General features: G+C 63.9%; 14 protein-coding genes. 8 read left to right on the forward strand and 6 right to left on the reverse strand.

The window, feature by feature from the left end:
- Positions 1-19: 19 nt before the first annotated feature.
- Together L9B60_RS05330 and L9B60_RS05335 are read left to right on the forward strand one after the other, a co-directional pair.
- Positions 20-1,777: a sensor histidine kinase gene (locus L9B60_RS05330; protein ID WP_249676991.1), complete on the forward strand. Its 1,758-nt coding sequence runs from the start codon at positions 20-22 to the stop codon at positions 1,775-1,777.
- Positions 1,774-3,153 carry a sigma-54-dependent transcriptional regulator gene (locus tag L9B60_RS05335; protein ID WP_249676992.1) on the forward strand — a complete coding sequence of 460 codons (1,380 nt, stop codon included), beginning with the start codon at positions 1,774-1,776 and terminating at the stop codon, positions 3,151-3,153. The genes L9B60_RS05330 and L9B60_RS05335 overlap by 4 nt, the downstream gene beginning before the upstream one ends.
- A 26-nt stretch (positions 3,154-3,179) precedes the next feature.
- Here the strand turns inward: L9B60_RS05335 and L9B60_RS05340 are convergent, their stop codons facing one another.
- Together L9B60_RS05340 and metE are read right to left on the reverse strand one after the other, a co-directional pair.
- A complete protein-coding gene (locus L9B60_RS05340) occupies positions 3,180-4,172 on the reverse strand; it encodes an alpha/beta fold hydrolase (RefSeq protein WP_249676993.1) in 993 nt (330 codons plus the stop codon).
- Between the two features lie 126 nt (positions 4,173-4,298).
- Complete coding sequence (metE, locus tag L9B60_RS05345) at positions 4,299-6,608, reverse strand: 5-methyltetrahydropteroyltriglutamate--homocysteine S-methyltransferase (RefSeq protein WP_249676994.1); 2,310 nt, start codon at positions 6,606-6,608, stop codon at positions 4,299-4,301.
- Positions 6,609-6,716: 108 nt separating this feature from the next.
- Between metE and metR the strand changes: the two genes are divergently transcribed.
- Positions 6,717-7,634: a transcriptional regulator MetR gene (gene metR / locus L9B60_RS05350; RefSeq protein ID WP_249676996.1), complete on the forward strand. Its 918-nt coding sequence runs from the start codon at positions 6,717-6,719 to the stop codon at positions 7,632-7,634.
- A gap of 112 nt (positions 7,635-7,746) precedes the next feature.
- On the opposite strand, the gene L9B60_RS05355 is transcribed toward metR, so the two are convergent.
- The gene (locus L9B60_RS05355) at positions 7,747-8,145 is read right to left on the reverse strand and encodes an NUDIX hydrolase (RefSeq protein WP_249676997.1); all 399 of its coding nucleotides are present in this window, start codon (positions 8,143-8,145) and stop codon (positions 7,747-7,749) included.
- Between the two features lie 73 nt (positions 8,146-8,218).
- On the opposite strand from L9B60_RS05355, the gene L9B60_RS05360 reads away from it, so the two are divergent.
- From L9B60_RS05360 to L9B60_RS05375, 4 genes are all read left to right on the forward strand, one after another.
- Positions 8,219-12,484: a DEAD/DEAH box helicase gene (locus L9B60_RS05360; RefSeq protein WP_249676998.1), complete on the forward strand. Its 4,266-nt coding sequence runs from the start codon at positions 8,219-8,221 to the stop codon at positions 12,482-12,484.
- Between the two features lie 247 nt (positions 12,485-12,731).
- Positions 12,732-14,351: an FMN-binding glutamate synthase family protein gene (locus L9B60_RS05365; RefSeq protein WP_249676999.1), complete on the forward strand. Its 1,620-nt coding sequence runs from the start codon at positions 12,732-12,734 to the stop codon at positions 14,349-14,351.
- A 513-nt stretch (positions 14,352-14,864) separates the two neighbouring features.
- Complete coding sequence (locus tag L9B60_RS05370) at positions 14,865-15,176, forward strand: DUF3077 domain-containing protein (RefSeq protein ID WP_249677000.1); 312 nt, start codon at positions 14,865-14,867, stop codon at positions 15,174-15,176.
- A gap of 304 nt (positions 15,177-15,480) precedes the next feature.
- Positions 15,481-16,629 (forward strand): OpgC family protein, encoded by a 1,149-nt coding sequence (locus L9B60_RS05375; protein WP_249677001.1) that lies wholly within the window; start codon positions 15,481-15,483, stop codon positions 16,627-16,629.
- Here the strand turns inward: L9B60_RS05375 and nadA are convergent.
- Complete coding sequence (nadA, locus tag L9B60_RS05380) at positions 16,615-17,673, reverse strand: quinolinate synthase NadA (RefSeq protein WP_249677002.1); 1,059 nt, start codon at positions 17,671-17,673, stop codon at positions 16,615-16,617. The two genes, L9B60_RS05375 and nadA, sit on opposite strands and share 15 nt — an antisense overlap.
- A 329-nt stretch (positions 17,674-18,002) precedes the next feature.
- Here nadA and L9B60_RS05385 point away from each other — a divergent pair, with 329 nt between their 5' ends.
- Positions 18,003-18,905: a glycosyltransferase family 2 protein gene (locus tag L9B60_RS05385; protein WP_249677004.1), complete on the forward strand. Its 903-nt coding sequence runs from the start codon at positions 18,003-18,005 to the stop codon at positions 18,903-18,905.
- Here the strand turns inward: L9B60_RS05385 and L9B60_RS05390 are convergent.
- Entirely contained in the window at positions 18,895-19,182 is a 288-nt protein-coding gene (locus L9B60_RS05390) for a cyd operon YbgE family protein (RefSeq protein WP_283780567.1), read from the reverse strand. The genes L9B60_RS05385 and L9B60_RS05390 overlap by 11 nt on opposite strands.
- Positions 19,172-19,288, reverse strand: coding sequence for a cytochrome bd-I oxidase subunit CydX (cydX, locus tag L9B60_RS05395; protein WP_249677005.1), 117 nt, complete (start codon positions 19,286-19,288; stop codon positions 19,172-19,174). Before cydX ends, L9B60_RS05390 begins: the two co-directional genes overlap by 11 nt.
- Between the last annotated feature and the right edge of the window lie 3 nt (positions 19,289-19,291).

A 19,291-nucleotide genomic window follows, 5' to 3' on the forward strand; every position in this document is an offset into this window, starting at 1 on the left:
CGGCCATAAGCGAGCGTCGATGACCCGCCCTCCCGCCCCAAAGGTCACCCCGCAAGGTTTTCGACTGTCGCGCTGGAGCCTGCAACGCCGCCTGGTGCTGGCGTTCTGGCTGGTCAGCGTGATCCCGACCATGATTGCCGCGGAACTGGCGGCCACCACGCTTTCGGAAATTTTCGACAGCAACGTGCGCATCTGGCTGCGCGAGTCGACCAAGATCGTCGAGGACGAGATCAGCGAAATCCTGCGCGACAACGCCCGGGTCGCCCAACTGTTTTTGCGCCATGCCCAACCCGACGCGTTGATCTCGGCCAAGAATGACGCGCTGACCGCCGACATCGCCGACGCCATGGGCATCGACGTGGTGGCGCTGGTACGTGACCGGGACCACAAGGTGATGTACTCCACCGTGCCGGACGACGTGACCCGGCAGATCAGCCTGGCCCCCAACGCAGTGCTGCAAACCCTGCAAAACGGCGGCACGCCGACGGGCACGGTGGTGTCCACCTTCGCCACCCAGCAGCAAGGCGAAGACTACCAACTGGTGGTGGCCACCTACCTGGACAACAGCTTCCTGACCAGCGTGGCAGACGTGCACTCGCTGGACTTGCGCCTGTACCTGTCCACCGGCCAGGCGTTCTCCGAGGTGTTTTCCAGCCAGCGCTTCGAAGACCACCCGCCGCAATTGCCGCCCGACATCGAACGCACCATGCGTGACACCAAGGAGCCAACCGAGCAGTTCACCAACCGCTACAGCGGCGTGTACCGGCCGTTGCTCAATGACAAGGGCGACCTGCAAGGCGTGGTGTTCAGCGGCCTGCTGCGGCACAACAGCCTGATGGGCCTGGTTAACCAGACCAACCTGTTCATGCTGATTTTCCTGCTGGGCTCGGCACTCTCGCTGGGGGTCGGCTCGCTGGTGTCGCGCCGGCTGACCAAGCCGCTGCGGGCCCTGTCCGAAGGCGTACGGGCGGTGACTGCCGGCGACTACAGCCAGCAAATAGCGGTGGTAGGCAGCGATGAGTTGGCAGAGCTGAGCGCCACCTTCAACCACATGACCGCCGGCTTGCGCGAACTACAGCACCTGGAGGCGCAGTTGCGCCGCCGTGATCGGCTGCACACCTTGGGCGAAGTGGCGATGGGCCTGGCCCACGAGATCCGCAACCCGCTGGGCATCATCAAGACCGCGACGCAGCTGCTGCACCGCCGCGCGGCGCTGCCGGAAACCGACATGCGCCACCTGGAATACGTGATTTCCGAGGTCACCCGCATCAATGAGTTGATCACCGAGTTCCTCGAGTTTGCCAAGCCTGCCCCGCCGCAGCGCACCCTGATGCCGGCGCGGCCCTTGCTGGAAGAGCTGCTGGGCTTTTGTGCCCCGGAGCTGGCTACCCACCAGATCCTCGCGCACATTAACGACCAGGCGCCCGGCGCCATGCTCTATGCCGACGGCAGCCAGTTGAAGCAGGCCTGCCTGAACCTGATCCTCAATGCCATCGACGCCATGCCCCATGGCGGCAAGCTCAACCTGGGCATCAGCAGCCTGGGGCCAACCACGCTGATCAGCGTGGCCGACAACGGCGAAGGCATCGCCCCCGAGCTGATGGAGCGTATCTTTACCCCCTTCGTCACCACCAAGGCCTCGGGCACCGGCCTTGGGCTTGCCAAAGTGTTCTCGATCGTGGAAAACCACGATGGACGGGTAGAGTGCCTGAGCACCCCCGGTGCCGGCGCCACCTTCAACCTTTACATGCCAGCCCGCGAAGGAGAGCACGCATGAGCCATACCGTGCTGGTGGTCGACGACGAACCGAAACTCTGCGACCTGCTGGTCTCGGCCCTGAGCAGCGACAGCGTGCAGGTGCTCAGCGCTGGCAATGGCCTGCAAGCCTTGGCGCTGCTGGACAAGGAAGCGGTGGACCTGGTGATCAGTGACTGGCGCATGCCCGGCATGGACGGGCCGCAACTGCTGGCCGAGATCAAGCTGCGTTTCCCGCAGATCCCGGTGATCGTGATGACCGCCTACAGCACGGTGAAAAACGCCGTGCAGTCGATGCGCAACGGCGCCTTCGATTACATCGCCAAGCCGTTCGACATCGACGAGCTGGACATCACCGTGCACAAGGCCCTGCAGTTTCGCGACATCGTGCGCGACAACGCGCGCCTGCGCGCCGAGCTCGACGAACACCAGCAGTTCGACAACCTGGTGGGCGACAGCGCAGCCTTCAAGCGCGTGCTGCAGGCTGTGGATTCGGTGCGCGAAAGCAACGCCACCATCCTGCTGACCGGCGAGAGCGGCACCGGCAAGGAAATGGTCGCCCGCGCCATCCACAAACACGGCAACCGCGCCGCCCAACCGTTCGTGGCGGTCAACTGCGCGGCCATCCCCGAAGGCTTGCTGGAAAGCGAGATGTTCGGCCACCGCAAGGGCGCCTTCACGGGTGCGCTCAGTGATCGCATCGGGCGCTTCCAGCAGGCCGACAAAGGCACGCTGTTCCTCGATGAAATCGGCGACATGCCGCTGGCCTTGCAGGCGAAGATATTGCGCGCCTTGCAGGAGCGGGTGATCGAGCCGGTGGGTGATGGCCGCGAGCGCAAGGTGGACGTGCGGGTAATCGCCGCCACCCACCGCAACCTGCTGGACGCGGTGGCCAACAAAGAGTTTCGCGAAGACCTGTACTACCGCCTGAACGTGTTCCCCATCCCCCTGCCCGCCTTGCGCGAGCGGGCCGAAGACATTGCCCCGCTGGCCCGGCATTTTGCCCACAGCCTGGGCTTGGCCGCCGGCAAACGCATCACCGGTTTCAGCGCCCAGGCCTTGCAGAGCATGGCCAATTACCCGTGGCCGGGCAACATTCGCGAACTGCAGAACTGCGTGGAGCGGGCGACCATCGTGGCCAAGGGCAGCACCATCGAGGCGGGCGACTTGCCCGGCTACTTGCTGGATCGGCCTGCCGACAGCGACCTGCCGGTGAGCGGCGTGCCTGAAGACCTGGATGGCGCCCTGGCGCTGGCCGAAAAGAATTGGATTCTGGCGGCCTTGCAGCAAACCAATGGCGTGCAAGCGGCGGCGGCGCAGTTGTTGGGCGTTTCCGAACGCAGTTTATGGTATCGGTTGAAGAAGTTGCAGATCCAGGTGGACAAGATCGCACGTTAAGGCCTTCGCTTTTGTGGCAGCGCGGTCTACAACCCCGCCACATGGGCATCATCCAACCGCTGCGCGTCCAGATAAGGCAACACCGCCGCCAACAACGGCGCCTTGAACGCCTCCTGAAAACGATGCGCCAACCCCGGGATCAACTTCAACTGGCTGCCCTGGATATGCGCCGCCAGGTGCACCCCGTGCATCACCGGCAACAACGGGTCGGCCGTGCCATGCACCACCAGGGTCGGCACCCGCAGGCGATCAAGCAGCGCCACGCGGCTGGGTTCGGCCAGGATGGCCAATATCTGGCGCTTCACCCCTTCAGGGTTGAACGCCCGGTCATAGGACACCGCCGCCTGGTTCAACAGGCTCTTGCGGTCATCCACCACCTCGGGGCTGCCCAACGCCGCCAACAGGTCGGCCTGTTGCTCGATGGCCACCTCCCGGTTCGGCGCGCCACGCCGGGCCAGCAACTGCATCAGCGCAGGGCTGGGCATCGGCAAGCCTGGGGCGCCAGAGCTGGTCATGATCAAGGTCAGGCTTTCCACCCGCCGGGGCGCCATGTCGGCCAGGTGCTGGGCGATCATGCCGCCCATGCTCGCACCCAACACATGAAAGCGCTGAACGTGCAGGGCGTCCATCAGGCCCAGGCCGTCTTGCGCCATGTCGGTGAGGCTGTAGGGCGCCGACACCGGCAGGCCCAACTTGTAGCGCAACACTTCGAACGTCAGGTTGGCGCTGGTCGGTGGCTGCGTCCAGGTCGACAGCCCCACGTCACGGTTGTCGTAGCGGATCACCCGAAAGCCCTGCTCGCACAGCGCCACCACCACCTCGTCGGGCCAGTGAATCAACTGGCCACCAAGGCCCATCACCAGCAGCAAGGCTGGGTCCGTGGCCCGGCCGATGCTTTGGTAGGCCAGGTTGACGTCGCTCAACTGGGCGTGTTCGGTGGGTACATTGGCATCGCACTGCGACGCGGCAAAAACAGGCAGGCCGCACAGCAGTGCGGCCAGCAGAATGAATAAACGCATGAAAAACACCAAAACGCAGAACCCCAGTAGAGCGCGAGTGTGATGATGTTTGTTCAAGCGCGCTGCCACAGTTGCGTGACAGTTTGATGAAGGGCGCCGAGTGGTCGTTTGAAAACAATACGACCCTCAGGCCAGTTGGGAGCGCAACTGCCGCGCCGCCGCCACCATGTTCACCAACGCCGCCTCGGTCTCGGCCCAGCCGCGGGTCTTCAAGCCGCAGTCGGGGTTCACCCACAACCGCTCGGAGGGGATGCGCTGCACTGCCTTGCTCATCAGCTTGACCATCTCGGCCGTGTCCGGCACCCGTGGCGAGTGGATGTCATACACGCCTGGGCCGATGTCGTTGGGGTAGTCGAACGCCTTGAAGGCTTCCAGCAACTCCATGTCCGAGCGCGAGGTTTCGATGGTGATCACGTCGGCATCCATGGCCGCGATGGCCTGGATCACGTCGTTGAATTCGCTGTAGCACATGTGGGTGTGGATCTGGGTTTCGTCGCGCACGCCGCTGGCGCACAGGCGGAAGGCTTCCACGGCCCAGTCCAGGTAGGCCTGCCAGTCGGCCCTGCGCAGCGGCAGGCCTTCGCGGAAGGCGGCTTCGTCTATCTGCACGATCTTGATGCCGGCTGCTTCCAGGTCCAGCACTTCGTCGCGAATCGCCAGCGCCAGTTGCTGGGCCTGCACCCTGCGCGACACGTCTTCGCGCGCGAAGGACCACATCAGCATGGTCACGGGGCCGGTGAGCATGCCCTTCATCACCTTGTCGGTCAGGCCCTGGGCGTAGCGAATCCACTCCACGGTCATTGCCTTGGGCCGGCTCAGGTCACCGTAGATCACTGCCGGTTTCACGCAACGCGAGCCGTAGCTCTGCACCCAGCCGAAGCGGGTGAACAGGTAGCCGTCCAGTTGTTCGGCGAAATACTCGACCATGTCATTGCGCTCGGCTTCACCGTGCACCAGCACATCCAGGCCCAGGCGCTCCTGGATTTTCACCGCATGGCGGATCTCGCTGTTCATCGCATCAAGGTAGTCGTTGGCCGACAACTTGCCCTGCTTGAAGGCCTGGCGCGCCAGGCGAATGGCCGAGGTTTGCGGGAACGAACCGATGGTTGTCGTCGGGAACGCAGGCAATTGCAGGCGTGCACGCTGGGCCTCGATGCGCTGGGCGAAAGGCGCATGGCGCTGGCTGTCGGCGGGCTTGATCGCCTGCAGACGGGCCTGAACCTGCGGCTTGTGAATGCGCGACGAGGCCTGGCGGCTAGCCTGCACCGCACGGCTCTGGTTGAGCGCGGCCTGCACCTGTGGCGCTTGCGGGTGGTCCAGCGCGGCACCGAGCACGGCGATCTCGTCGCACTTTTGCACGGCAAAGGCCAGCCAGCTTTTAAGCTCGGCATCCAGGCGGTCTTCGCGGCGCAGGTCGACCGGGCTGTGCAGCAACGAGCAGGAACCGGCCACCCAGAGGTTGGCACCGAAACGTTGCTGGGCGGGCTTCAAACGCTCGAGCGCCGCCTCCAATTCGCAACGCCAGACGTTGCGGCCGTTGACCACGCCCACCGACAACACCTTGTAGGTGGGCAGGCGATCCAGCACCGCGGCCAATTGCTCGGGGGCGCGTACCAGATCGATGTGCAGGCCATCCACCGGCAGGCCCGTGGCCAGGCCGAGGTTGTCTTCCAGGCCGCCGAAGTAGGTGGCCACCAGCTTTTTCAGCGGCGAGTACTGCAAGATGTGGTAGGCACGCTCGAAGGCGTTTTTCCACGCCTGCGGCAGGTCCAGGGTCAGGATCGGCTCGTCGATCTGCACCCATTCAACCCCCTGGCGCGCCAGGCGACCGAGGATTTCACCGTACACCGGCAGCAGGCGCTCCAGCAGGTCGAGCGTGTCGAAGCCCTCGCCCTTGGCCTTGCCCAGCCACAGGTAAGTCAGCGGGCCGATCAGCACCGGCTTGACCTTGTGGCCCAGGGCATGGGCTTCGTCGACCTCTTCGAACAGTTGGTCCCAGCTGAGCAGAAAGCGCTGGTCAGCGGTAAATTCCGGGACCAGGTAGTGGTAGTTGGTGTCGAACCATTTGGTCAGCTCCTGGGCATATTGCGCTTCACCGTGGGCACCGCCGCAGCAGGCGCTGGCACCACGGGCCATGGCGAACAGTGTGTCCAGGGTCGGCAAGCCATTGCTGCCGTTGGCCGGCTGGAAGCGCGCGGGGATGGCGCCGAAGGCCACCGAATGGGCCAATACCTGGTCGTACCAGGCGAAGTCGCCGACGGGCAGCAGCTCGATGCCGGCGTCCTTTTGCACTTGCCAGTGCCGGGCACGCAGTTCACGGCCCACTTGGCGCAGGCCGGCTTGGTCCAGATCACCCTTCCAATAGGCTTCCAGGGCTTTTTTCAGTTCGCGATCGGCGCCGATGCGTGGGAAACCGAGGTTGTGGGCCAATGCCATGGGAATGTCGCTCCGTGTAAATGATGGCGCCATTGTCGACATTCCACGCAACATGAGACAAACTCAATATATTCGTGTTGATCACAAGATTTACTCATAGAGAACCCCATGCTCGAAATCCGCCACTTGAAAACCCTGCACGCCTTGCGCGAGGCCGACAGCCTGGTGGAGGCAGCCGAGCGCCTGCACCTGACCCAGTCGGCGCTGTCGCACCAGTTCAAGGAGTTGGAAGAGCGCTTGGGTATGCAGTTGTTCGTGCGCAAGACCAAACCGCTGCGCTTTACCAGCGCAGGCCTGCGCCTGCTGCAACTGGCAGACGCCACCCTGCCCTTGCTGCGCGGCGCCGAGCGCGACCTGGCGCGCCTGGCCGGCGGCACTGCCGGGCGTCTGCATATGGCTATCGAATGCCACAGCTGCTTCCAGTGGCTGATGCCTACCATCGATCAGTTTCGCGATGCCTGGCCCGAGGTGGAACTGGACCTGGCGTCAGGCTTTGCCTTCGCCCCCCTGCCAGCCCTGGCCCGTGGCGACCTGGACCTGGTGGTAACCTCCGACCCGCTGGAGCTGGCCGGCATTACCTACGTGCCGCTGTTCACCTACGAAGCCATGCTGGCGGTAGCCAACCAGCACGCGCTGGCCAGCAAGCCGTTCATCGTGCCCGAAGACCTGATCAAGGAAACCCTGATCACCTACCCGGTGGAACGCGACCGTCTGGACATCTTTACCCGCTTTTTGGAGCCGGCCGATATCGAGCCTGCGCAAGTGCGCACCTCGGAACTGACGGTGATGATGATGCAGTTGGTGGCCAGCGGCCGAGGCGTGTGCGGCATGCCGCACTGGGCGTTGCATGAATACAGCTCGCGCGGCTACGTGAAGGGCAAGCGCCTGGGTGAGAAAGGCTTGTTCGCCACGCTCTATGCTGGCGTGCGCACCGACATGCTGGATGCGCCGTACATGCGCGACTTCTTGCTGACAGCCAAGGACACCTCGTTCTCGACCCTGGATGGGGTCAGCGCGGTACGTTGATGGCGGCCCATGGCCTCATCGCAAGCAAGCTTGCTCCCACAGGTGGCAGCAAGCCTTTTTGCAGGCAAGCTTACCCCACCTGTGGGAGCAAGCTTGCTTGCGAAGAGGCCGTTCAGGGCAACAGATATATCGGCAGGATGTAATCGCGGGTCAACGGCGCAAGCTCTAGCGAACCATGGCTATGGGCATCCACCCACACCGCTTCCTCGATCTCGGCGGCAGGCACCACCGGCCCGTCGAACTGCACGCGAAACAGCTCGCAGTGCACCTGGAAACCTGGCTCGTTGGCCGCCGGTGCACTGAAGGCGCCCAGGTAGGCGGCCTGTGCAGGCTCGATCAGCACGTTGAGTTCTTCGTGCAGCTCGCGGATCAGCGCGTTCACCGGCAACTCGCCGTGCTCGATCTTGCCGCCCGGTTGCATGAAGGCCAGGGTATTACGCTTGCGCACCAGCAACGTCTGGCCGGTGGGGCCGATCAACAGTGCCACTGCGATGTGGATTGTGTTGTTCATGGCGCGCAGGATACACGCGCACTGGCCGACGAACCACCTTGCAACTTGCAGCCGGTGGCGCCATCAATAAGGTATGAACCTACCCGCCCAGGACGACCCGGCCCTGCACGGTTTTCACCCCGCCGTGCGCGCCTGGTTCCAGCATCACTTTCCCGCCGCTACCCCGGCCCAGGCACGCGCCTGGCCGCTGATCAAGGACGGCCAGTCGGTACTGGTGGCCGCGCCCACCGGCTCGGGCAAAACCCTGACCGCTTTTCTGGCCGTGCTCGACGAGCTGGTGCACCTGGGCACCGAGCTGCCCCAGGCAACGCTGGTGGTGTACGTGTCGCCGCTCAAGGCGCTGTCCAACGACATCCAGATCAACCTGCAAAATCCGCTGGGCGGCATCACCGAACAACTGCTGGCCATGGACCTGCCGGCGGTGCCGATCCGCACCGCCGTGCGTACCGGCGACACCCCGCAAAAAGACCGCGCGGCGATGCGCAAGAAGGCCCCGCACATCCTGGTCACCACCCCGGAATCCTTGTACGTGCTGCTGGGCTCGGCCTCGGGCCGTACGATGCTGGCCAGCACGCGCACGGTGATTGTCGACGAAATCCATGCCATCGCCGCCAGCAAGCGCGGCAGCCACCTGGCCCTGACCCTGGAGCGTTTGCAGGCATTGTGCGCCGCACCATTGCGGCGTATCGGCCTGTCGGCCACGCAGAAGCCGATCGAGGCAGTGTCACGCTTTCTGGTAGGCCAGCAGCGCCCTTGCGCCATCGTCGATATCGGCCACGCCCGGCCGCGCGACTTGGGCATAGAGGTGCCACAGGTGCCGCTGGGCGCGGTGATGGCCAACGATGTGTGGGAGCTGGTGTACGAGCGCCTGGCGACATTGGCCCGCGAACACCGCACCACCCTGGTGTTCGTCAACACCCGGCGCCTGGCCGAGCGGGTGGCGCGGCACCTGAGCGAGCGCCTGGGCCGCACGGCGGTGGCCGCGCACCATGGCAGCCTGGCCAAGGAGCAACGCCTTGAGGCCGAACAGCGGCTCAAGCGCGGCGAGTTGCAAGTGCTGGTGGCCACCGCCTCGTTGGAACTGGGCATCGACATCGGCGAGGTCGACCTGGTGTGCCAGATCGCCTCGCCGGGTTCCATCTCGGCGTTTTTGCAGCGGGTGGGTCGCTCCGGGCACCAGGTCGGCGGCACGCCCAAGGGGCGCTTGTTCGCAACCTCGCGCGATGACCTGATCGAGTGCGCCGCCCTGCTCGACTGCGTGCGCCGCGGCGAGTTGGACATCCTGCACATCCCCCGCGCGCCGCTGGACGTGTTGGCCCAGCAGATCATCGCCGAAGTCAGCTGCCAGGAGTGGCACGAGCAGGCGCTGTACGACTGCTTTCGCCAAGCCATGCCCTACGCCTCGCTTGACCCTGCCCATTACCAGGCGCTGTTGCAGATGCTCGCCGAAGGCTACAGCGGCCGCCAAGGCGTGCGCGGCGCTTATGTCCATCGCGATGCGGTCAGCGCCACCCTGCGCGGCCGGCGCGGCAGCCAACTCACCGCGGTGACCAGCGGCGGCACCATCCCCGACAACGCCGACTACAGCGTGATCCTCGACCCACAGGGCCTGAACATCGGCAGCGTGAACGAAGACTTCGCCGTGGAAAGCATCGCCGGTGACGTCTTCCAACTGGGCAACACCTCTTACCGCATCCTGCGGGTGGAAACCGGCAAGGTGCGCGTCGAAGACGCCCAGGGCATGCCGCCGAACATTCCGTTCTGGCTGGGCGAGGCACCGGGGCGCAGCGACGAGTTGTCGTTTGCCGTGGCGCGCCTGCAAGCACAGATCGACAACCTGCTGGGCCAGAGCCCCGGCCAACTGCAACCGGCCTTGAGCTGGCTGCAACAGGTGTTGGGCCTGCACCCGGACAGCGCCGAGCAACTGATCGACTACCTGGCCCGCACCCGCAACGCACTGGGCGCTCTGCCGTCCCAGGACACCCTGGTGATGGAGCGGTTTTTCGATGAGAGCGGCGGCACCCAGTTGATCATCCACACCCCCTTTGGCAGCCGCCTGAACCGTGCGTGGGGGCTGGCGTTGCGCAAGCGCTTTTGCCGCACCTTCAACTTCGAATTGCAGGCGGCAGCCAGCGAAGACGCGATCGTGCTGTCGCTGTCTACCAGCCACAGTTTCGAACTGGACGAGGTGTGGCGTTATCTCAACTCCAACAGCGCCGAGCACCTGCTGATCCAAGCCGTGCTCGACGCCCCGCTGTTTGGCGTGCGCTGGCGTTGGAACGCCGGTGTCGCCCTGGCCATGCCGCGATACAGCGGCGGGCGCAAGGTGGCCCCGCAGGTGCAGCGGATGAAAAGCGAAGACCTGATCGCCACGGTGTTCCCCGACCAGATCGCCTGCCTGGAAAACCTCGCCGGCGAGCGCGAGATCCCCGACCACCCGCTGGTGGAACAAACCCTGGACGACTGCCTGCACGAGGCCATGGACTGCGAAGGTTGGCTGGCCTTGCTGCGGCGCATGGAGCGCGGCGAAGTGCGCCTGCTGAGCTGCGACCTGCCGGCCCCTTCACCGCTGGCGGCAGCCATTTTGAATGCGCGGCCGTATGCGTTTCTTGATGATGCACCGCTAGAGGAGCGCCGCACCCAGGCAGTGCTGAACCGACGCTGGAGCGAGCCCCGGGCCGCCGACGACCTAGGCGCGCTGGATGCCGAGGCGATTGCAGCCGTGGCGGCCGAAGCCTGGCCTGCGCCCAACCAGCGCGATGAAATGCACGAAGCGCTGATGACTCTGGGCGGCATCACCCAGGTCGAGGCCGACGCACACCCACACTGGCAACCTTGGCTGGACGCGCTCGCGGCCAGCGGCCGGGCCACCCTGCTGCAAATGGGTAACGGCCAGGCACTGTGGCTGGCACGCGAGCGCCTGAGCTGCCTGCAAGCGGTGTACCCGGACGCGCGCATGGCGCCGTTGCTCAAGCCGCTGCCCGGTTTCGACGAGCAATGGAGCGCCGACGAGGCGCGCCTGGAATTGGTAAGGGGCCGGCTCAGTGGTTTTGGCCCGCAACTGTTGGGTGACATCAGTGGGCCTTTGAACCTGCCGCCTGTGCAGGTGGAGCAAGCATTAGCGCAGCTTGAGGGCGAAGGCTATGTATTGCGTGGCCAGTTTCGCCCCAACGTGCGCGATACCCAGTGGTGCGAGCGGCACTTGCTGGCACGTATCCATCGCTACACCCTCAAGCGCTTGCGCCGGGAAATCGAGCCGGTGTCGTTGCAGGATTTCATGCGGTTCCTGTTTGACTGGCAGCACTTGGCGCCCCAGGCGCGCTTGCAGGGGCCGGCGGCGCTGAACCAACTGCTGGAGCAATTCGAAGGCTACAGTGCACCCGCCAGCGCCTGGGAAAGTGACCTGTTGCCCGCCCGCCTGAAAGATTACGCCGGTACTTGGCTGGACGACGCCTGCCGCAACGGCAAGACCGTATGGACGCGCCTGGGCCCAGGCAAAGGCCTGAGTACCACGCTGCGCGGCACGCCGATCGTGTTGCTGCCCAGGGCACGGCTGAACCTGTGGCGCGGCCTGTCGGTGCCGGTGGCCGTCGATCAACTGTCGCCCAAGGCGCAGAAAGTCCATCAGGCTTTGAGCAGCCAGGGCGCGCTGTTTTTCGACGAACTGGTCAGCGAAGCGCACCTGCTGCGCAGCGAACTGGAGGCGACCTTGCAGGAACTGGTCGCTGCGGGCCTGGTTAACGCCGACAGTTTTGCCGGCCTGCGCGCACTGATCACCCCGGCCAGCAAGCGCACCCAACGCAGCGCCCGGCGCGGGCGGGGTGCGTTCATCGGCGGCATGGACGATGCCGGCCGCTGGGCCTTGTTGCGCCAAGGCAGCGCGCAACCCGCCGAAACCCTGGAGCATGTCGCCATGACCTTGCTGCGCCGCTACGGGGTGGTGTTTTGGCGCCTGCTGGAGCGTGAGGCCGACTGGTTGCCCAGTTGGCGGGAACTGCTGCGCACCTTCCACCGCCTGGAGGCTCGGGGCGAGATTCGCGGTGGGCGATTTGTCAGCGGCCTGGCCGGTGAGCAATTCGCCTTGCCCGAAGCCATTCCGGTGCTACGCGAAGTGCGCAAACGGCCGCTGGATGAAAGCCTGACCGCGATCAGCGCCAGTGACCCCCTGAACCTGGTCGGCACCCTGCTGCCCGGCAGCAAAGTGCCGGCGCTGAGCGGCAACCGGCTGGTGTATTGCGATGGCCTCCCCGCCGCCGCACTGATCGGCGGCAAGGCGCAGTATTGGCTGCCCGAATATCCGGAACTGCGCAGCGCCCTGACCTACCACACCACCGTGTAGGAGCATCCGCGAAGAACGCCCCCCAGTCTGCCTGATACATTGCGGCGTCCTTTTAGCGGATGAATCCTACAGGTTGGGCCGTTACTAAATTGCCAACTGCTTGAGTTCCGCTACTTTCGACTGAATGTGATGGCCGACGAAATGCAGTACAACTGTTGCATTGGTGCCTGGGCATCAACTCGCAACCCGAGCTATTTTCGATATTCCTCCAGGCGCCAAATGCCTGAAGCCCGCATAGGAAAACCGTATGAGCCTGTCGCTACTCAGCCGTTACGCCTTCTTTGCCGCCTGTGTCATTTTTACCTTGGCCTGTATCCCTTTCATGGGGCACGACTGGCTGTGGCCATTCGCTTTCGCGGCCGCCGCATTGAGCCTGCTCGGCATCTTCGACCTGCTGCAAAAGCCCCACGCGGTACGCCGCAACTACCCCATCCTGGGCAATATCCGCTACCTGGTGGAAACCATTCGCCCGGAAATCCGCCAGTACCTGCTGGAGTCCGACAGCGACGCCCTGCCCTTCTCCCGCGCCCAGCGCTCGCTGGTGTATTCGCGGGCCAAGAATGAATCGGCAGACAAGCCCTTCGGCACACTGATCGACGTGTACCAATCGGGCTTCGAGTACATCGGCCACTCCATGCGCCCGGCGCCCCTGAGCGACCCCTCCAGTTTCCGGGTGATCATCGGCGGGCCGCAGTGCAAGCAGCCGTACTCGGCGTCGGTGTTCAACATTTCGGCCATGAGCTTCGGCTCGCTGAGCGCCAACGCCATCCGTGCGTTGAACCAGGGCGCCAAGCTGGGCAATTTCGCCCATGACACCGGCGAGGGCAGCATCAGCCCCTACCACCGCGAGCACGGTGGCGACCTGACCTGGGAGCTGGGCAGCGGCTATTTCGGCTGCCGCACCAGCAGCGGCTTGTTCGACCCCGAGCGCTTCGCCAAACAGGCGCAAGACCCGCAAGTGCGCATGATCGAGATCAAGATGAGCCAGGGCGCCAAGCCCGGCCACGGCGGCATTCTGCCCAAGGGCAAAGTCACCCAAGAAATCGCCGACACCCGTGGCATCATGATGGGCGAGGATTGCATCTCGCCTTCGCGGCACTCGGCGTTTTCCACCCCCATCGAGATGATGCAGTTCATCGCCCAGTTGCGCGAACTGTCGGGCGGCAAGCCGGTGGGCTTCAAGTTCTGCCTGGGCCACCCGTGGGAGTTCATGGGCATCGCCAAGGCCATGCTGCAAACCGGCATACTGCCGGACTTCATCGTGGTCGACGGCAAGGAAGGCGGCACTGGCGCGGCGCCCGTGGAGTTCACCGACCACATGGGCTCGCCGATGCGTGAAGGCTTGCTGTTCGTGCACAACACGCTGGTCGGTCTTAACCTGCGCGACAAGATCAAGCTGGGCGCCAGCGGTAAAATCGTCAGCGCCTTCGACATCGCCAGCGTGCTGGCCATCGGTGCCGACTGGTGCAATGCGGCCCGCGGCTTTATGTTCGCCATCGGCTGCATCCAGTCGCAAAGCTGCCACACCAACAAATGCCCCACCGGCGTCGCCACCCAAGACAGCCTGCGCCAGCGCGCCCTAGTGGTACCCGACAAGGCCCAACGGGTGTTCAGCTTCCACCGCAACACCCTCAAGGCCCTGGCGGAGATGCTGGCGGCGGCCGGCCTTGAACACCCCTCGCAACTGCAGGCCAAGCACTTGGTACGGCGCGTGTCAGCCACCGAAATCAAGCTGTTCTCGCAGCTGCACGTGTTCCTCAAGCCTGGGGAATTGTTGACGGGCGAAGTCAGTGGCGAGTTTTATCAACGGATGTGGGCGATGGCGCGGGCGGACAGTTTTGATGCGGCAGAAATTATCGCGGCTTGATGGCTGGCCGTGCAACCCAGGCCCATCCCCAAGAGCGGACCGCTTTGCATCACTGGCTAAACTGCCGCGATCGGTGTGGGAGCGACCTTGGTCGCGAATATCAGCCACGCGGCGGTATGCCTGACACACCCCTGTGGCCTTTTCGCGGATGAATCCGCTCCTACACAGGGTTGCTGGTGTTCATGTTTTTTCATCCGAAAGTAGGACGTTTCTGATTTTGCTCTGTAAGGTATGCAGCCGCTTGTGCATGCCCTGTCGCGGTTATAGTCTCCTGCCGTCGCTGCCAATTCAGCGACCGGTTTTGACAGACCGCCAACCAAGGCGCACAGGCGCTCATAACCTATCGGCAGGCGCTTTTTTTGTGTCCGCCGTGCCGTGTTATGGCAGCTGTGCGTGGGGCACACTCGTGTGCGCCGGGCTTCCTTGGTCCTGGTCTGTCAACCCGCGTACAGCTGCCACCCATCCTGTTTGACAGCGGGACGTAGCAGCTCCACTACCAAGGAGATGTACCCGATGGACAAGCTGATACCCGACCCACCCGCTTCAAACGCCTTCATCGACGCCAACCACACCACCCTTGAAAAGGTGTTTGGTGTTCGGGATGCCAATTATCAAGCGTTATTCCAGGTACCGGCGGGCGTGAAAGCTGAAGACGCCCTGACCCAAGCCTCCCACCTGCTGAACTGCGCCTACGAAACCACATTTGAACTCACTGACACCCAGCAGGACCGGCCTGGCCTCGTGGGCTCGATCCTGCAATTGGTGTCGAGTGCGCAGGCGTTGGTGGACGCGGTGTTGGAGGGCGCCCAGGGGCGGCGGGCCTAGAGGCGTCGTCCTGAACGGCGATTCGGCGCCGCGGTATGCCTGACACACCCCTGTGGCCTTTTCGCGGATGCTCCTACAGGCGGTCAGGTCCCAGTAGGAGCGGATTCATCCGCGAAACGAACACTGCGGTCTGTCAGACAAACCGTGGCGTTGACCTGAGACATTCAGTAATACCCAAGCTTTTGCATTTCTCGCGAAAAAAAGCCACCCTCCGCGCCGCTGATCGGTCCGCCCCGATGCGTCGGAACCACCCGCCGTTCAGACCTATCCTTACTTCACTACCTTTCGCTCAAGGCCACACGCCATGAACCACAGTCGCGACCACCGGATTGATTTCTATCGAGGCCTGGCGCTGATCTTCATCCTCTGGGACCACATCCCGCAGAACCCCTTGGGGCTATTGACCCTGCGTAATTTCGGCTTCAGCGATGCCGCGGAGATTTTCGTGTTCCTGGCCGGCTACGCGGCGGTGCTGGCCTATGGCAAGATCGCCCTGCGCAGCGGTTACCTGATCGCTACCGCGCGGATCTTGCGGCGCGCCTGGGTGCTGTACGTGGTGCATATCTTTTTGATGGTGCTGCTGATGGGCATTATTTTCGTCGCCAACAACCACGTCGAAACCCGCGACATGATCCAGGAGATGAACCTCAACTACTTCCTGATCAACCCCCAGCAGGCGCTGGTGGATGAGTTGCTGCTGCGCTTCAAGCCCAACTTGATGGACCCATTGCCGCTGTACATCGTGCTGCTGGCGGGCCTGCCCCTGCTGTTGCCGCTGCTGATCCGCCACACCGCCCACGCCGTGGCGTTGTCGGTAGGCTTGTACCTGCTGACCAACTGGTACGGCTGGAACATCCCCGCCCACGATGGCGGCCTGTGGTACTTCAACCCGTTGGCCTGGCAGGCGTTGTTCGTGCTGGGTGGCGCGGCGGCGCTGCAGGCCTCGCGCAACACCGTGGTGGACTCACGGCCGTTGACGCGGCAACCGTTGTTTATCGCCTGCGCCAGCCTGGTGCTGATCAGTGTGCCGATCGCCCTGCTGTGGAAGTGGCCAACCCTGCACGACCTGGTGGTGCCACATTGGATCAGCGAGCGCCTGTACCCCATCAGCAAGACTAACCTGGCCCCGGCACGCCTGTTGCATTTCCTGGCACTGGCCTACTGCACCGCCAAGCTGATCCCGCGCGGGCCGTGGGTGCAGCATTGGCTAGCGCGAAACATCGGCATGATGGGGCGTTACTCGCTGGAGGTATTCTGCCTTAGCGTGCTGCTGGCGCCGCTGGCGGACATGGCCAACGCCTTGGCCGACGATGCCTTGGCCATGCAGTTGTGCACCGCCCTGCTGGGCGTGGCCCTGATGCTGGCGATGGCGGCGTGGCTGGATTTGAACAAGCGGCTGGACCAACAGCCGGCGCAGGTCGCGCCGGCCGTGGCCAAGTCAGGCGTTGCCTGACAGCTTCAGGCGCGCGGCCTGGGTGAAGTCCAACATGCGCTTGAGCGGGCGCACGGCGTTGGGTACCAGCGCCGGGTCGACGAAGATCTCGTTGCTGCCTTCGCGCAGGCACTGCAGGGTGCGTTCCAGGGTGTTCATGGCCATCCACGGGCAGTGCGCACAGCTGCGGCACGAGCCGCCGTTACCGGCGGTGGGGGCCTCGATGAATTCCTTGTCCGGGCACAACTGCTGCATCTTGTAGAAGATGCCGCGGTCTGTGGCCACGATGAACTTCTTGTTCGGCAAGCGCTGGGCTGCGGCGATCAACTGGCTGGTGGAACCCACCGCGTCGGCCAGGTCGATGACCGCTTCCGGCGACTCGGGGTGCACCAGGATCGCGGCGTCCGGGTACAGCGCCTTGAGGTCTTCCAATTGGCGCGACTTGAATTCTTCGTGAACGATGCAGGCACCGTCCCACAGCAGCATGTCGGCGCCGGTCTGCTTCTGGATGTAGCGGCCCAGGTGCTTATCGGGTGCCCAGATGATCTTCTCGCCGTTGTCCATCAGGCTTTCAACGATTTCCAGCGCGCAGCTGGAAGTAACCACCCAGTCGGCACGTGCCTTGACCGCTGCCGAAGTGTTGGCATACACCACCACGGTGCGCTCGGGGTGCTGGTCGCAGAACGCCGAGAACTCGTCCACCGGGCAACCCAGGTCCAGCGAGCAGGTCGCCTCCAGGGTAGGCATCAGGATGCGTTTGTGCGGGGTGAGGATCTTGGCGGTCTCGCCCATGAAGCGCACGCCGGCCACCAGCACGGTCTTGGCCGGGTGCTGGCTGCCGAACCGGGCCATTTCCAGGGAGTCGGACACGCAGCCGCCGGTTTCTTCGGCCAGCGCCTGGATCACCGGGTCGCAATAGAAATGCGCCACCAGCACCGCGTCCTGAGCCTTGAGCTCGGCGGCGATGGCGGTACGGTATTCGGCCTCTTCGGCCGGGCTCAGCACTCGCGGCCGCTTGGCGTCGAGGTGGGCTTGTACCAGAAGGCGTTCGGAAATCTGCGTCATGTTGGCAAGACCTGCAGGCGCTTGTGCGCGAAAGTCGAGTATATCACCGAGGCTGACACGAGCCGCAGCGTGAAACCCACAGGCGGCACGGCCTGCAGGACTGCCGAAGGCTACAGATAATCGGATGAATTCTAAAGATTTTTTTACAGGTGGAACGGCGGGCGTGGCCCAACGGTCATTGATTGAGGCGGGCGCCTGGGGTACATGTAAACCATTCGCATTTTAAACGCCTTGCAATTCAATACATCCCCATACAAATGGCGTGACAGTGCATTTCATGCCAGCATTCGCCATCATCTGAATCGCTTCCTCTTTTCACGGGTTTTCGCATGCTCGATCAACAAGATGACCAACCCCTGGTCACGGTCATCATCGCTTCCTACAACCACGCCGCCTACATCGAGGCCAGCGTGAACAGCGTGCTCAACCAGACCTACCCGAACATCGAACTGTTGGTGATCGACGACGGTTCCAGTGACAACAGCGTGGCGTTGTTGCAACGCCTGCAAGCCGAGCATGGCTTCGACCTGCGCGTGCAGGCCAACAAGGGCCTGTCCACCACCCTGAACGAAGCCATCGCCCGCTCCAATGGCAGCCTGGTCGCGCCGTTCGGTTCGGACGACATCATGCTGCCCGAGCGCATCGCCATCCAGGTGGCCTACATGGCCGGCAAACCCGAGGTGGGCATTTGCGCGGGCAACATCGAAACCATCGACCAGCACGGCCAGGTGATGGGCGCCCGCGAGCAGCGCAACCGCCACCAACCGTTCCGTCGCCTGGACTTCGACGACCTGTTCCTCAACCGCAAGCCCGGCCCCGCTGCGCCCACCTTGATGCTGCGCCGCGAAGCCTTGCTGAAGGTGGGCTGCTTCGACCCGGCCATCCGCCTGGAAGACGTGTATATCGAGCTGAGCATCCTGCGCGAGGGCTACACCATCGACGTGCTAGGCGAGGTGCTGGCGCAATACCGCGACCACCCCACCAACACCTTCAAGAACGGCCGCTTCATGCTCGACAACGTGCTGCGCACCTACGCGGTATTCTGCGACCACCCGGCCTACGAGCAGGTGATCATGGCCTTTCGCAACTCGATGCTAATGAAGACTGCCGGGCGCAACAAAAAGCTGGCCGTGCAAATCCTGCGTGACATCCCTTTCAGTTACTGGAACAAGAAAACCCTGCGCGGTATCTGGCGTTTACTGACCTCGTGGCGCAAGGCCTTCAGCGCCTGAGCAACATGGCGTAACCCAGGCCCATCAAGGCCCAGGCCAGCAAGGGGTGAAACAGCAGGCGCCAGGCCCACGGGCGCGGGTCAAAGCCCACGCCGTGGACGTAACCGGCCGCCACGCCCCACATGATCAGCATCAGCAGGTTGTGGCTGTAGCCGCCCTGCTCGTCCAGCATGGCCGCCGGGTGCACCAGCAACACCAGGCTCATGGGCATCGCCAGCAGCAACGACACCCAACGGCTGATAGGCCGCCGCAGCGGCCCCAGGGTTTCAGCGTTCACCAGCAGGCTTCTCGTCCAGGGCACCGGATGCCTCCAGCCACAACGCATTGATGATGCCCAAGCTGCACGCCAGCAACACCCCCAGAATCCAGGCGAAATACCACATATC

Origin of the sequence: Pseudomonas abieticivorans, from assembly GCF_023509015.1 — a bacterium.
GTDB classification, from domain to species: domain Bacteria; phylum Pseudomonadota; class Gammaproteobacteria; order Pseudomonadales; family Pseudomonadaceae; genus Aquipseudomonas; species Aquipseudomonas abieticivorans.